This window comes from Rhodococcus sp. Eu-32 (assembly GCF_003336925.1).
GTDB classification, from domain to species: Bacteria; Actinomycetota; Actinomycetes; order Mycobacteriales; family Mycobacteriaceae; genus Rhodococcoides; species Rhodococcoides kyotonensis_B.
This window is the reverse complement of the sequence record NZ_QGNK01000029.1, coordinates 27,017-41,205: the sequence shown is the minus strand read 5'-3', so window position 1 is coordinate 41,205 and position 14,189 is coordinate 27,017. Positions and strand designations below refer to the sequence as shown.

Sequence of the window (14,189 nt, the reverse complement as noted above, 5' to 3'; positions counted from 1 at the left end):
GACTTATACGAAACAGTATCATCGTCGAGGGCGGACGCTCCGCGCTCGGACCGCACCTGCGCGACGGTAGAACACGCAGACGGCAGGCGGGTTCGCGTGCCCGACGCGTTCCCGGGTGAACCAGAACGACGGTGAACCAGAACGCCGACCGTGGGATTGCTCAACGTGGGATTGCTCAAATCGTCAGGGTTTCCCGACAGTGTCCCGGCCCGCGCGTGCGCGCCGACGGGTCGGCTTGTCGTGGTTTTTCTGACGTGCATCCGTCGAAAGCTGCCCACTCGTGCTGTGCGCCCTGATCGCCGTATCGTGTCGCGTTCGCCCACTTGCCTATCCCGCGGCCGACAACTGCGGCAGCATTCCGCCATGCTCTTTGCGTGTCGACCCCCCACGACCATTGATGGCAGCGTGACCGCCGGCTTCCTTCGGGTCTGGTGGCGTCGCCTCTCGACTCCTTCTATCGGTCGAAAGGGTCGGAGCGGCCGGCAATGATGTCCGCGGCGATATCACAGGGCCGCATCCCCTGCCCGAACGCGGTCGCGCGTAGTAACGCAGCGGCATCGTCTGCCGCCAGCTCGAGTCGGGCAGATAGAATCCCGACGGCGATGCTGATGTCATCGCCGTCGACGGCCGATTCGATGCGTTGTACATGATCGGCGAAATGTTCTGTCAACGCGATTGCTGCGATCGCCGCCAGATCCATTCCGGCCGCTGCCATAGCCGGTGTCGAGGCAGCAGGACAGTACCGATAGGCGGTCAGGGTGGCGAACGCATCCGAATCGGCTGCAATAGGGAAAGCGAACATCGCCCCATCGAAACCGTCCGGCGTCATCGCTGCCAGTCCCGGTCACCGCCCAGCAAGGGAGCGGGCATCGACGGCCACCCCGGGGACACCGGTGCGCATCACCGACAACGAAGGACCCTCCCCTGCGGCGCTCTGTAATGCGTCCAGATCAGCCGCCCACGATGCGGTCGAGGCGACGATGTGCGCGAACATCGGCGACGATCCGGAAGCAGCGGTCCGGACAGTGATCACGACCTCGCAGCCAGGCATGCCCAACGCCTCGGTAGCAACGACGGCCACCGCGTCGATACAGCCGCGGTCCGGCCGGTTCTGTGCGACGTGCAGTACCCGATGCCAGAGCCGGTCCCGTCGGCCCCGTTCGTCCCATCCCACCGCCCAGTGGTGCCCGCCTCCGGACCGGTTCAACCATCCCCCGATCTGCCGCCGCAGCCGTCCAGCAACACCCCGCGTCGACTGCACCCCCTGATCCATGGGCCGGCACACGGGGCTTCCTGCCCGAACGTTTCCGATCGCGACACCCAGGGCGCTGTGTCGCTCCGTACGACAGGAGCGGCGACCGTCGGCGTCGACCTCGGGGTAGCCTGAAAAGGGCTGTTCTTGTGCTGGTTTGGAACTATTCGACTGCAGCCCTACCGGGAAGGCAGGAGTGCGCGTTCCGTCGGCACCCGCGAGGGGTGGGGTGTGTCGGGGCACCCACCCTGGACACGAGCGGCTCGGCGCACCGGCCACGGTGCGGCGCCGCGTGTCGACAGCAGAACGGCCCCATTGATGATCATGTCCCTCGCCCACGCCGCACTTGCCGCGCCTGTCGTGCGGCCCGGTCGATCCGGCGCTCCGATGGGTGACACCGACAACCGCGTCGCCCGATGAGCCCCCTCACCCCGCAGGCGCCGCCACCACGAGATAGCAATTCAGGAGCCTTACTTGTGGCCCGAGCGGAGTTCCTCGCCCTCGCTGCACTCGGATCAGCGGAAGCAGCCACTGCGTTCGCTGACGTCCGTGATCGCCTACGCCCTGGGACGTCGGCATCGTTACGCGCAATGTCAGTAGCGCTTGCACAGCCCGACGCCGACGCCGCCGCGATCCATGCCCTCGCCGCGGCAGCGCGATCGCCCGCCGATCAAGCGCTCGCCGACGAACTGCTCCCACTGTGCACCAGCGCCGCCGCGACGTTCGCGCTGGCCCGATTGATCGACAGTACCGCCGGCTCGGGGCGTTCCAACGCGGCCCCGGACCACCCCTGACAGCGGCGGCGCGGGTCGAGCCTTCGAGCTGACGTGCGAGACCAGGCAGTCCTGAAACACCCACAGCACGCATCCAGTGCGCGAGCGACCACACACGCAGGTCGATGGCGCCCAGGCTGCAGGGAACTGTTTTCGCACGACCACGAGTACACGGAAACGGCCACGAGTCCGACACGGAGAGGGCTGTTCGGTGCGATGCTTTCGACCCCTTCACGTTCGGGCCGGCCAGACAATGCCGGCATCGGCCGCGCTGGCCACTGACCTGCCGGGTGACCGGCCTTACGCGTCGGGATGCTGGGCGTCGATCAGTTGCCGGGCGAGGTGTGTGACGGGTGTGTTGGAATCTTGGGACAGCTTGCTCAGGAGCGTGAACGCTTGGGTGGATCCGATGTTGTAGCGCTCCATGATCATGCCCTTGGCTTGCCCGATCAGATCTCGCGAGGCCAGAGCGGAATGGAATTGCTCGCTGCGCCGGGCGCTGGACAATGCGACTGCAGTGTGGGCTGCGAGCGCGAACAACTGGTCGGCGGCGTCGTCGCCGAAGCCATCGACGCGCTCCGAATACACGTTCAAGGCGCCGAGTTCGTCGTGATCGGTGTAGAGCCGGATCGACAGGCTCGACCGCACGGGGGTGCGGTCCACGACCGCACGAGCGAACGAGGGCCAGCGTTTCTCGTGTCCGAAGTCGGTGACACGCACGGTGTCGTGTTCACGGGCCGACCGCAGACACGGACCATCGTCGAGTTCTTCTTGCAAAGCGTCGAGCAGCTTGGGGATATCACCTGTGGCCGCGGCCGATCGAACGGTCCGGTGCCCGCCGCGGCGACGAATCAACGTCACTCCGGCATGATCGACAGCGGGAACGAACTGCACAGCACCGAAAGTCGCGTCCTGCAGCACCTGGTCGGGGCTCAACACGGGACTGTCGCCAGTGGCGTTGTGCATCGTGCGCGCCAACTCGGCAATCGACCGGTGCACAGCACGCGAATCTGCCTCTATTCGATCGGTCATCGACGTGTCCCCTCGGCCCCCGACGGTCGCGGCGCAGTCACTGCAACACCCACCTTAATTCACCGGCCCCACCGCAGCAGTGGTTGCAGCGAGAAAACCGGTCGAATCGACCGCAGCACCACACTGTCGATTCGCCGCAGAACGTGTACGTCGACAATCGACGACGTCGTGTTCGACAGTCAGTCGCCGAGCCACCGGGCACTGCGCTCACAGCCCGGACGTCTAGAGCGGAGTGATCCTGTCGACGGGGTCCATGCCGACGAAAGGTTGTCGTACATCCGGTTTGTCGTCCGCCGCGGCTGCGCCTGTGGATATCGGGCGCGCAGTCACCGGTATCGGCGCGCGGTCGTTCACAGGTGGATTCATTCGCGTCGGATCCGGATTGAGGGGCTCGAAGCACTGGGGGCTCGGAGCACCAGAATTCGTTCGGTCGGCAGCGCTTACTCGCGTACCGCATTGCCACGGGAAGACACTGTGCACTGGCGAACATTCGATGTTCGCACTGAGGAAATCTGCGGTCATGCCGACGTTGAGCCGACGAGGTTTTTGAACGCTGCGACTCGGCCATTCTGCTTGTCGGGTTTGCTGGCGCGCCTACCGGCGCAGCGAGCTATGAGAGGGTGAGCGAGGACGTCAGCTCGCATCGGCACGACGGACTCCACATCCGGCTGCGGAAGTCTGAGACCGACCCGGAAGTCAGAGAGCGATGAAAGCCGAGTCCCACGGGACCTGCCTACCATGCACGTGCATTCGCTGGGTGCACGTGGTCACCGCTTTTGATGTAGGCGGCAGGCCTCAAGTGATCCGACTGCGTCGCAAACGGGAGTCGTTCCACGCACATGTGTGCGGTGGGGGAGTGCCCCGTACCGCGGCTCGGGCACCACCTTTCCGGGCCATCGCTTAGAAGGACGACCTCGGCGCTGTCCGTCGTGCACTTCACCAAACAATCCGCCTCGGCGCTGCGCCGGCCGGTTACGACCCCTCAGTGCTATCCAAACTCGGTCCGTCACTCGCTCCGCGCCGGCTTCGTCACCCAGGGCACACGGAACGGAGCTGACGGAGCCGCCATTGCCCGCCAGACCGGACACGCCAGTCTCGACTCCGTCGATTTCTACCGCCGCAAAACTCCTCGTCGAAAACCTGGTGCAGACATCGGCTTCGAGCTCGCGCAGACACATTCCACCAACGCGTGTTGCTCGATGAGGATGAGTCCGTCTCGCCAAGCGGGTCGAGGTACGACGGTCACGAACAGAGATCAAGAGGGATTGGTCAATTACGACCGGTTAGACAAAAAGTTCGAAAACGCTGAGCGTCCGCTCGAAATTGATTTCCCTACACGGCCGGAGCATGGACCGCCCTCGATTCCGGAGGCACGGTAGGCCCTGCGCACTGAACCGGTTGACCTCGCCTCCTGGGAACTTCAACCCGCACCGATAGAATGGCAAAGAATGCGTCGGCATTCCGGCGTAGGTAATGGGACTGGATACACAAGCACGCCATCGGAGCCAATACCGCGGCGGCAAACTGGACTGACGGAGTAGTTATGGCAACTGGAACCGACGGTGGGTTGTTGGATAACCCCAAGCCGCAATCGGTGTACAAGCACGGAATCCTCGACCAGTACGTCCTCCAGTTCGCCACGATGACTGCCAGCAAGCTGTCTCCGAACCGCTGCTTGCTCGTCGATGGGTTCGCCGGTAGAGGCCGATTCGATACGAAAGAACCAGGGTCTGCCGAGTACATGATGCTCGCCGCGCAGAAGGCGAAGTCAACAACCACGCTCGACCTCTTCCTGGTGGAGAAGGCTCCGGCCGACTACGCGTCCCTGGACGCGTTTGCCGACGAATACCGCAAGCGCGCGGGGATACCGCGGGTGCGGAACGGTTGCGGGTTAAGCTCGCTGACGCGCAGTGCGCGCTCGATGATGTCGAGTATCGGGCTGCGAATATTCGAGCGGGGCATGTGTACGTAATCTCGAACATGGGGGCGTTCGGGATCAACATGGTCAAGTTCGGAATGACACGCAGGTTGGAGCCGATGGACCGGGTACGTGAGCTCGGGGATGCATCGGTGCCGTTCCGATTCGATTTGCACGCACTGTTCTTCGCGGACGACGCGGTGTCGGTGGAAGCGGAACTCCATCGGGTGTTTGCGGATCGGCGGGTGAATCAGGTCAATCAACGGCGTGAGTTCTTCTACGCGAATCCGGCCGAGGTACTCGAGGCATTGCGTCGGAATGTCGGTGAAGTCATTTCGTTCACCGAGGAGCCGGAGGCCGAAGAGTATTGGGTGAGCATCGGGAAGAGATCAGCGTCGTTCTGAGCCGACAGGAAAGCTACGGCTCATTCGTCGGTTGAGTTCGGAGAAGAGGGCGGAAGGTTACCGATGATGGCTTCCGGAACGACGGGACGAACAGTTTTTCGCAGGGGGGGCAGTGGTAGAGACTTGCACTGCATGGGGAGATCTGGCAGAACAAGAAAGGCGATGAGGGCGTGTGTCGGTGTCACAGGATCCGCTGCCGCTCCCCTGGGCAGTGCGATCACTTGTCCGTCGAATTCCGCCGCAGTCTGTTGTAGTTCAGGGCGGTTCGACTCAGCCGACGTGTGGCGAGTTCGGTGTCACGAGGGTGTCACAAGTCGGTACGTTCGGAGATGTATGGGTTCGGACGTTGATGTACGAAAGCTGTTGTAAATAAACAAATATCGAGTCCTTTGAAGTTCAGGTGGATCCATTTCCAGGGACTTAAAATCCGCACAGTGTCGGTTCGGTTCCGACTGGGGGCACTGAAGTCCATATGGACTCGAAAAATCAGTCCACGCACTGGTTTTCGACGGGTGGCGCTGACAGTGTTGAACCGTGGCGGTTTGAAAGACCTGTGGCGCAGCGGATCCGAAGACCGTTGATTGGTTGACACATCGTTTCGGTCATCCTGGGTGTTATTGGAGGTCAGTGCGTGTTTGCAGACTGCAAGACTGCCGTTTGCGGCAACTCCATGACACGAGGCTGACACAACTCGGTGCAACTGGATGAAATCATGCGCTTTGTTGACCGTTGCCCCCCTGCGAAGCAGCGGATCGCGAGGTCACCAAAACGGCTGCAACGAGGTATTCAGGGGTCGACGGGCGCCGAGAGTTTAGGGCAGTTCCGGACCGTCTACTGGAAGCGCGAGTTCGCCTGGGTTTCGCTCCGAAGCTCCAATCCGTGGCCTCAGCGGTCGCCGCTCGGATCGCAACCGCGTCGCGGAATTTTTGTTCGAAGGGCACTCGCCGGATGAAAGCGACGGCAGGACGACGGCTTCATTGCTACTCATCGTCGGTCCATCCAAACAAAGTACGTGATTGCCCCGGCCGCATCGTAGTGCCGGGTACGAATCCCGCCGTAGGACGAAGTTCGATCGCACGTACCGGGACGGCAGCTGTGTGCCGAGACTGGACCGATGGATGCACAAGATGGGCATGATGTGCCCGGATATATGCACCTTCTGGGTCTCTGATCGAGCTACTGAGACTTGGCACACTGGGTTACGAAGTCATCACTGCACCATGTGGCTACGTGGTCTTTCCTAGTGCAACCCGAAAGGGGTTTGAAGATGCCTACGCTCAACGGCGGGCAGGTCATTGCTCGCATCCTGAAGCAGTACGGCGTTCCGTACGTTGCCGGCATTCCCGGACATGGAATCTGGGGCCTGATGGACGCGTTCCTCGACGAGGAGTCGAAGATCCCGTTCATTCAGACCTACCACGAGCAGAGTGCTGTGCACCTGGCCGACGGTTATTACCGAGTGTCAGGCAAGCCCATGGCTGCAGTCACCTCGATCGGTGCGGGCGCCTCGAACACCGTGCTAGGCCTCGCCACCGCATACAGCGACTCGACCAGCGTTCTCGTGATCACCGGTGGTCCGCCGCGCCACATGCGCGGACGCGGTGTGCTGCAGGAGCTCGAACGTCAGAAGGACAACGGCTTCCCGCAGGTCGCCGAGGCCGTCTCGAAGCGCAGCTGGGTCGCCAACAGCATCGAGGACCTGCCCTTCATCCTGCACCGCGCGTTCAGTGCGATGTTGACGGGTCGTCGCGGTCCGGCTCATGTCGAGATCCCCTGGGACCTGCACCACGAGACCGCCGATGTCAACTTCCACGACCTCGAGACTCGCCTCCCCGTCGGCGTCCCGTACCCGGACCCCGAGGCCGTCTCTCGCGCAGCGAAGCTGCTCGCCGGTGCGTCGCGCCCGGTCATCGTCGTCGGTGGTGGCGCGATCAGCGCCAACGCGACCGACGAGGTCCTTGCCCTCGCCGAGGCGCAGGGAATCCCCGTCGTCACGACGTGGAACGGCAAGAGCGCGTTCCCCGAGGATCACGAACTGTTCGCAGGTAGCGTCGGCCAGACCGGCACGATCCACGGCAACTACCTCGCGGCGAACGCCGACGTGGTCGTCTCTGTCGGTTGTCGCTTCACCGACTGGTCCGCCTCCAGCTACACGCGCGGCAAGTCGTTCTCGTTCCCGCCGGCCAAGCTGATCCACATCGACATAGACCCGCACGAGATCGGCAAGATCTACCCGGCCGAGGTCGGCATCGTCGCCGATGCCAAGCCGACCGTCGCCGCTATCGTGTCGATGCTCCCGTCCTCGGCGCCGGATCGCTCCGAGTACGCCGCGGAAATCGCCGAGCGCAAGCGCGATTGGGAAGAGCAGCTTTCCTCTCGCCGCGACACCGACCGCTTTCCGTTCACGCTGCAGACGCCTCTCGGCGCGCTGCGTCGCGTGATGGATCGTGAAGGCATCGTCCTCGCAGGTTCCGGAAACACGCAGGGTGCAGTCAAGCAGACCTTCCCGGTCTACGAGCCGCGCACCCACCTCACCACCGGCGGCTTCTCGGCGATGGGTTGGCCCGTACCGGCCGCCATCGGCGCCAAACTAGCGGCTCCCGAGCGTCAGGTCGCCTGCATCACCGGTGACGGTGACTTCCTGATGACGAACCAGGAGATCGGTGTTGCTGTGCAGCACGACATTCCGGTCGTGTTCGTGGTGCAGGACAACTCCGGATACATCTCGATCCGTGGTGGTCAGAAGAACGCATCGGACCGCATCATCGGTACCGAGTTCAACCGTCCCGACGGCACTCCGTACAGCCCGAGCTTCAAGGACCTCGGAAAGTCGTTCGGCTTGGAGTCGTTCCGCGTCGACTCCCCGGCGGATCTCGAGTCCACGTTCCAGAAAGCGTTCGACGCGAAGGCGCCTGTGCTCGTGGAGATTCCGACGGACCGCGATCTCGCCAGCCCGTTCGTTCCCGGTTGGCTCGACTTCCCGCCGCTGTCGACGATCACCGACGAGCGCCAGGACGAGTACCGCGAACTGCGGGCGAACCAGCAGCACCAGTAAGACCATCTCTCGCTCGAGTCAGGCCACCGCCCAGCGTCGTGCGGTGGCCTGATTCGTTTCTGCAGGAGTCAGCGAAGCGGTGACACCAAGAAGGAATCGGGCTCGATCGCAGCCACCTGTGTAACTCCGGTGCCTGCGATCATAAATGCCGCTCGCTCCCATGGGCGTTGGTCGTCGAGAAACGGTATTTCCTCGGTCTGCCATTCGTCCCAGAACGACGAGGACTCGGTGGTGTTGCCTTCGCGGGTCAGGGCTGCTTCTCGGGCTGCGTCGAGGTCGGAATGAACCCAGACCACGTCGTCGAGCCACGGTGTCAGCTCTCGGCGGCCGGCGCCGACGCCTTCGACGATCACCATCGTCGTGGTCGGTGCGACGCGAATGGCGCCTTCCCGGCCGTGCTCGTCCCACGGGGCGGGCCGACACGAGATGCCACTCCCGTTCGTGCGCAACGGCTTCAGCACTCCGTCGATCAGCTGGTCGGCCCAGTCGAAGAACGACAGATTCCATGCGACGTCGTCCGTATGCACCACCGTCGCCGACCGGTGGTGCGTCGCCAACAGCGTCGCGGTCGTCGACTTTCCGGATCCGCTTCGGCCGTCGAGACCGACGACGATCGGCCGGCGACGAGTCCCCTCGTGGGCGCGGAGCCGAGCGAGCAGCGATGAGGCTGATTCGGTGCGCCAGTCGCCGGCAGGTTCTTCGAACGGGCCGCTTACGCCATCGGACATCACCCGATTATGCACACATCCACCCAGATCAACTCCGCATCGATTGGAAAACCCATGCGTCACAACGTACTGCCGCATCGACGCCGCTCGTACGCCGCCCATCCGGGTGCCGATTTGTCCGACGACGCCAGGATGCTCGCGTTCGCGAAACGGTGGCACCCATACGGCGGCGGATCCGGCGAGGATATTCGCGTCGAATTCGGATTGAGCGTGGTGGAGTTCTACCGCCGCGTCGCCGCTCTGCTGGGCGACGACGTGTTGCCGACGAAGATCGCTGCCCACGAAGTGGAGTCGATTCGTGGGGTGTGCCGTCGGCGTACATGGCTGGGCGAGTGAACGCGCGATCGAACACTGCCCGGCGACTGCACAGCGTGTAGCGCGATCCAGCACAACACTTCCCAACCTGTATCTATGTCAGGCCGATGCGGCCTTGGCACCCTGATAAGTACTTCCGGACTATCGGCGCCGCAGGGGGCGCTGGTCGATCCCCGCAGGTAGATCGCTGCGTCCGGGTAGACCGTCACGCACAAGGAGACACCTGATGTCGTTCGTACTCAAGGCAGCCACGGGGGAGCCCGCAGGCCGCACCAGCAACCCCGCCGTCGTCGACACCGTCGCAAATGTCATCGCGGACATCCGCGCGAACGGCGACGATGCAGTACGCAAGTACTCCGAGAAGTTCGACAAGTGGTCGCCCGAGTCGTTCAAGCTGTCCGACGACGAGGTCGCCAAGATCGTCTCGTCCGTTCCGGAGACCGTGCTCGACGACATCCGCTTCGCGCAGAAGCAGATCGGCGGCTTCGCACGGCATCAACGTGAATCGATCCATGACTTCGAGGTCGAGACCATTCCCGGCGTGTTCCTCGGACAGCGCAACGTCCCAGTCAACGCTTCCGGCGCGTACGTGCCCGGTGGCCGCTATCCGCTGACGGCATCCGCTCACATGACGGTGCTGACCGCCAAGGTTGCAGGCGTCGAGCGCGTCGCCGCGACGACCCCTCCGAACGAGGGCACCCCGCCGCCCATCAGCGTCGCGGCGATGCACCTCGCCGGCGCCGACGAGATTTATGTGATGGGTGGCGTGCAGGCCATCGCAGCACTCGCTCTCGGTACCGAGACCATCGGCGCGGTCGACATCCTGACCGGCCCCGGCAACGCCTTCGTGGCCGAGGCCAAGCGTCAGCTGTTCGGTGAGGTCGGCATCGACCTGTTCGCAGGCCCGACCGAGACCCTCATCGTGGCCGACGAGTCCGCTGATCCGTTCACCGTTGCCGTCGACCTGCTCAGCCAGGCCGAGCACGGCCCCGACTCTCCCTGTGTCCTGATCACGAACTCCGAGGCCGTCGGCCGTGCGACGCTGCAGCACATCGAGGACCTGCTCCCCGGACTGCAGACCAACGCGATTGCCGGACCTGCGTGGCGTGACCACGGTCAGGTGCACGTCACCGACACGCTCGACGAGGCATACGCCCTCGCGGACAAGTTCGCGTCCGAGCACGTGCAGATCCTGACCGAGGAGCCGCGTCGCGCGCTCGACGCGATGCGCAACTACGGCGCACTGTTCCTCGGTGAAGGAACCTGTGTTCCCTATGGCGACAAGGTAATCGGTACCAACCACGTGCTCCCGACGCTCGGTGCCGCTCGATACACCGGTGGTCTGTGGGTCGGTAAGTTCCTGAAGACGCTGACCTACCAGGAAGTGCGCGACCCGGCAGCAAGTGCTCGGATCGGTGAGGTCGCTGCGCGCCTGTCGCGTCTCGAGAAGTTCGAGGGTCACGCCCGCAGTGGCGACCTGCGTGCTGCGAAGTTCGGTGGAGCCGAGCTGGCCTGGGGCGAAATCCCCGGTGTCACCGCAAGCAAGTGACCACACGCGTCGAACACGATCTGCTCGGTGACCGCGAGGTTCCGGCGGATGTGCTGTACGGAGTGCACACCGGCCGGGCCATCGAGAACTTCCCGATCACGGGTGTACCGATCTCGGTTCATCCCGAACTCGTCCGAGCCCTGGCTGCAGTCAAACAGGCTGCAGCCCGGGCGAACCGGAAGCTCGATCTGCTGCCGCCCGACGTCGCCGACGTCATCGATCGTGCGTGCACCGAGATTCGGGACGGTGCGTTTCACGATCAATTCGTCGTGGACGTTCTGCAGGGCGGTGCAGGCACCTCGACAAACATGAATGCAAACGAGGTAATCGCGAATCGGTCGCTCGAGATGCTGAAACGGCCTCGGGGACAATATGATCGGGTCCACCCGATCGATCACGTCAACCTCGGGCAGAGTACCAACGACGTCTACCCAACGGCGGTCAAGCTCGGACTGCAGGCAGCGATGGCGGGGTTGCGCGCCACGCTCGGCGAACTCGTGTCCACGTTGTTCGACAAGTCGGTCGAGTTCGGCGGCGTTCTCAAGATGGGTCGAACGCAGCTCCAGGACGCCGTCCCGATGACGTTGGGACAGGAGTTCGGGGCGTGGGCGTCGATGTTGCGGGAAGACATGGATCGGCTGACGGAGTCCGCTTCGTTGATCTCCGAGATCAATCTGGGTGGTACGGCCATCGGAACCGGGCTGAACGCACACCCGCTCTACGCCGAACTCGTGACGACGAATCTGCGTGAAATCAGCGGTTTCGACGTCGTCACTGCGTCCGACCTCGTCGAGGCGACGCAGGATGTCGGTGTCTTCGTACAGCTTTCGGGCGTTCTGAAGCGTACCGCCGTCAAGATGTCGAAGATATGCAACGACCTCAGGCTGCTGTCCTCCGGTCCGCGCGCAGGTTTCGGCGAGATCAAGTTGCCCAGCGTGCAGGCTGGTTCGTCCATCATGCCCGGCAAGGTCAACCCGGTCATTCCCGAAATGGTCAACCAAGTTGCCTTTCGTGTGGTCGGCAACGACACGACCGTCACGATGGCGGCCGAGGGCGGACAGTTGCAGCTCAACGCCTTCGAACCCGTCATCGCGCACTGCCTGTTCGAATCGATCGAACTGCTCGAACGCTCATGCGCGATTCTCGCGACGCGGTGCATCAGTGGAATCGAGGCGAACACCGAACGGCTTCGAGACATGGTCGAATCGTCCATCGGAGTGGTGACTGCGCTGAACCCCCACATCGGCTATCGAGCGGCCACCGACGTTGCCGCCGAGGCTCTTTCGACCGGGCGAACGGTTTCTTCCCTTGTTCTCGAAAAAGGCCTGATGACGGCCGAACAGCTCGATTTCGTACTGTCGCCCGCGAACCTGGTGCGTGGGCTGCCCTCGGTGCCCGTTGTCCCGGCCACACGACCTGACGTGCTGGTTCGCGGGGCGCACGTGGTTCATTAGGGTCGGATCATGATCCTGACGGTTGCGTCTGTGCTGGAGTTGGAGCCCTTCGAGGGCTCAGGCGCTAGGGTCGTCACTGGCGAAGACCATCTCAGCCGTGAGGTTCGCTGGGTGCACGCGTCGGAATTGGCCGATATCGCGCAGTACTTGTCCGGCGGTGAGTTGCTGCTCACCGCCGGAACCGGGCTGGGGTGGACCGAAGAATCTCAACGCAGGTACATACGGGAAATTGCCGCGGCGGGCGCCGCGGCGCTGGTCGTCGAGGAATCCGGCCGCATTTTCGACGCGGTGCCGAAAGCCGCGATCGACGAGGCGTCGAAAGTCGACCTTCCGCTGGTCGCCCTTTCACGGGAGATCCCGTTCGCACAGGTGTCGGCCAAGGTGCACGAGGTTCTCACCCAAATTCGCGTCCACATTCTCACCCGTGAACGCGAGATCGAGGCATCGTTCTCGGAATTGCTCATCCAGGGTGCCGACCATCTCGGTATCGCCCGCGAACTCGCCAAAGTGACCGGGTGCTCAGTAGTGCTGGAGAACATCGTTCACCAGGTCATGGCCTATGTAGGGAAGTCGGCTGCGGCGAACCACATTGTCGACAACTGGGCCGTGCACTCGCGCGAGACCCATCACGACGACGATGAATCGTGTATTCGACGGACCGTGACGATGCGGGGGCAGCAGTGGGGATGGATCCACCTGCTGTCCGACGGTGGGGCACCGTTCGGGGAGATCGATCGATTCGCCGTCGAACGCGCGGCTGGAACCGTAGCCGCGTCATTGCTCACTGACCGCACCAAGGAGGCGAGGGACGATCAACGCAGTACCGCTCTGATCACGCGACTCATGCTGGGCGACCTCACGGGCGCCGCGTTCGCGGAACGAGCACGTCAGATTGGTTACAGACTTTCCGGTGACAACGTCGTCGTACTCGTGATCAACAACGACGGACGAGCACCGGGGGAGGGGCGGCCGACGTTGCCGTACATCTCTGCGCACCTCGGCGATTACACGCTCGTCGTCATTCCCGAGCAAGCCCTGAACAGCACCGAAGTGCGATCTGCGCTGGCGGAAGCGTCGGCGGGTGGTGGCATCAGCCGCCCTGTGAAGGTCGATGACATCTCGGTTGCCCTCACGCAGGCGCAGAGCGCTGCGACCGTCGCCCGATCTCTCGCCAACTACCCGGTCCTCAGATTCGACGAGCTGGGCGTCGAACGCATTCTCGTCGCGCTGGGCCAAGGCCCAGAGTTGGCGAACTTCGTCCGGGACGAGCTCGGGCCGATCTTGACGTGGGACGCGTCGACCGCGAATCCACTGATGCCGACATTGCGTGCATTTCTGGACTGCGACGGCAGGAAGAGCGATGCGGCCGCCAAGCTGTTCATCCAACGGCGCACCCTGTACAACCGGCTCGACCGTCTGTCCACGCTTCTCCGACGATCCCTGGACGAACCTGCGACCCGCCAGCGATTGCTCTTGGCCGTCAAGGGGCTTGACCTGCTCGAGAGCGACCCGCGCTCGAGGTTCCGACACTGAGTCACCGGCTCAGGATGGTTACTTCAGGTTCACCACACCTTCCCAGAGTGTGTCGGAATCTGCGGAATCGGGCACACATTGTGACTGTTTACGACGGCCTCGGGATTTGTAGCGTGATCTGCAGCATAAAGCGAGGAATCGGACGGTGCGGAGCACCACTCGAAGAGTCTTCTTCG

At 63.4% G+C, this 14,189-nt stretch carries 12 protein-coding genes; 8 read left to right on the top strand and 4 right to left on the bottom strand.

The genetic code is table 11. From position 1 onward, the window contains the following. Positions 1–454: 454 nt before the first annotated feature. Positions 455–829, bottom strand: a complete 375-nt coding sequence (locus DK926_RS24340; RefSeq protein ID WP_125833458.1) for a hypothetical protein — start codon at positions 827–829, stop codon at positions 455–457. 15 nt (positions 830–844) lie between these two features. Further along, complete coding sequence (locus tag DK926_RS24335) at positions 845–1,261, bottom strand: hypothetical protein (protein WP_125833457.1); 417 nt, start codon at positions 1,259–1,261, stop codon at positions 845–847. 581 nt (positions 1,262–1,842) lie between these two features. On the opposite strand from DK926_RS24335, the gene DK926_RS24330 reads away from it, so the two are divergent. Next, positions 1,843–2,046 (top strand): hypothetical protein, encoded by a 204-nt coding sequence (locus DK926_RS24330; RefSeq protein ID WP_114332536.1) that lies wholly within the window; start codon positions 1,843–1,845, stop codon positions 2,044–2,046. Positions 2,047–2,325: 279 nt separating this feature from the next. Here DK926_RS24330 and DK926_RS24325 read toward each other — a convergent pair whose 3' ends face one another. Then, the gene (locus DK926_RS24325; RefSeq protein ID WP_114332535.1) at positions 2,326–3,057 is read right to left on the bottom strand and encodes a GAF and ANTAR domain-containing protein; all 732 of its coding nucleotides are present in this window, start codon (positions 3,055–3,057) and stop codon (positions 2,326–2,328) included. A gap of 1,543 nt (positions 3,058–4,600) precedes the next feature. Between DK926_RS24325 and DK926_RS27165 the strand changes: the two genes are divergently transcribed. The 3 genes from DK926_RS27165 to DK926_RS24315 all read left to right on the top strand — a co-directional run bounded on the left by DK926_RS27165 (position 4,601) and on the right by DK926_RS24315 (position 8,434). Then, entirely contained in the window at positions 4,601–5,029 is a 429-nt protein-coding gene (locus DK926_RS27165; protein ID WP_243637001.1) for a hypothetical protein, read from the top strand. An 8-nt stretch (positions 5,030–5,037) separates the two neighbouring features. Continuing rightward, a complete protein-coding gene (locus DK926_RS27160; protein ID WP_243637000.1) occupies positions 5,038–5,379 on the top strand; it encodes a GIY-YIG nuclease family protein in 342 nt (113 codons plus the stop codon). A 1,267-nt stretch (positions 5,380–6,646) separates the two neighbouring features. After that, on the top strand, positions 6,647–8,434 hold the full coding sequence (locus tag DK926_RS24315) for a thiamine pyrophosphate-binding protein (RefSeq protein ID WP_114332533.1): 1,788 nt from the start codon (positions 6,647–6,649) through the stop codon (positions 8,432–8,434). A 68-nt stretch (positions 8,435–8,502) separates the two neighbouring features. On the opposite strand, the gene DK926_RS24310 is transcribed toward DK926_RS24315, so the two are convergent. Then, positions 8,503–9,162: a hypothetical protein gene (locus DK926_RS24310; protein WP_125833456.1), complete on the bottom strand. Its 660-nt coding sequence runs from the start codon at positions 9,160–9,162 to the stop codon at positions 8,503–8,505. Between the two features lie 54 nt (positions 9,163–9,216). Here DK926_RS24310 and DK926_RS24305 point away from each other — a divergent pair, with 54 nt between their 5' ends. The 4 genes from DK926_RS24305 to DK926_RS24290 all read left to right on the top strand — a co-directional run bounded on the left by DK926_RS24305 (position 9,217) and on the right by DK926_RS24290 (position 14,013). Beyond that, entirely contained in the window at positions 9,217–9,498 is a 282-nt protein-coding gene (locus tag DK926_RS24305; protein ID WP_243636999.1) for a DUF3263 domain-containing protein, read from the top strand. A gap of 205 nt (positions 9,499–9,703) precedes the next feature. Beyond that, positions 9,704–11,026 carry a histidinol dehydrogenase gene (gene hisD / locus DK926_RS24300; RefSeq protein ID WP_114332531.1) on the top strand — a complete coding sequence of 441 codons (1,323 nt, stop codon included), beginning with the start codon at positions 9,704–9,706 and terminating at the stop codon, positions 11,024–11,026. Next, the gene (locus DK926_RS24295) at positions 11,023–12,480 is read left to right on the top strand and encodes an aspartate ammonia-lyase (protein WP_114332530.1); all 1,458 of its coding nucleotides are present in this window, start codon (positions 11,023–11,025) and stop codon (positions 12,478–12,480) included. The genes hisD and DK926_RS24295 overlap by 4 nt, the downstream gene beginning before the upstream one ends. 9 nt (positions 12,481–12,489) lie before the next feature. Then, complete coding sequence (locus tag DK926_RS24290) at positions 12,490–14,013, top strand: PucR family transcriptional regulator (protein WP_114332529.1); 1,524 nt, start codon at positions 12,490–12,492, stop codon at positions 14,011–14,013. Positions 14,014–14,189 lie beyond the last annotated feature (176 nt).

What these genes read in the sequence shown, in the direction of transcription:
- DK926_RS24325 (WP_114332535.1), bottom strand. Translation starts at nt 3,057, where the DNA reads ATGACCGATCGAATAGAGGCAGATTCGCGTGCTGTGCACCGGTCGATT.
- DK926_RS24330 (WP_114332536.1), top strand. Translation starts at nt 1,843, where the DNA reads ATGTCAGTAGCGCTTGCACAGCCCGACGCCGACGCCGCCGCGATCCAT.
- DK926_RS27160 (WP_243637000.1), top strand. Translation starts at nt 5,038, where the DNA reads ATGGGGGCGTTCGGGATCAACATGGTCAAGTTCGGAATGACACGCAGG.
- hisD (WP_114332531.1), top strand. Translation starts at nt 9,704, where the DNA reads ATGTCGTTCGTACTCAAGGCAGCCACGGGGGAGCCCGCAGGCCGCACC.
- DK926_RS24305 (WP_243636999.1), top strand. Translation starts at nt 9,217, where the DNA reads ATGCGTCACAACGTACTGCCGCATCGACGCCGCTCGTACGCCGCCCAT.
- DK926_RS24290 (WP_114332529.1), top strand. Translation starts at nt 12,490, where the DNA reads ATGATCCTGACGGTTGCGTCTGTGCTGGAGTTGGAGCCCTTCGAGGGC.
- DK926_RS24310 (WP_125833456.1), bottom strand. Translation starts at nt 9,162, where the DNA reads ATGTCCGATGGCGTAAGCGGCCCGTTCGAAGAACCTGCCGGCGACTGG.
- DK926_RS24315 (WP_114332533.1), top strand. Translation starts at nt 6,647, where the DNA reads ATGCCTACGCTCAACGGCGGGCAGGTCATTGCTCGCATCCTGAAGCAG.
- DK926_RS24340 (WP_125833458.1), bottom strand. Translation starts at nt 829, where the DNA reads ATGACGCCGGACGGTTTCGATGGGGCGATGTTCGCTTTCCCTATTGCA.
- DK926_RS27165 (WP_243637001.1), top strand. Translation starts at nt 4,601, where the DNA reads ATGGCAACTGGAACCGACGGTGGGTTGTTGGATAACCCCAAGCCGCAA.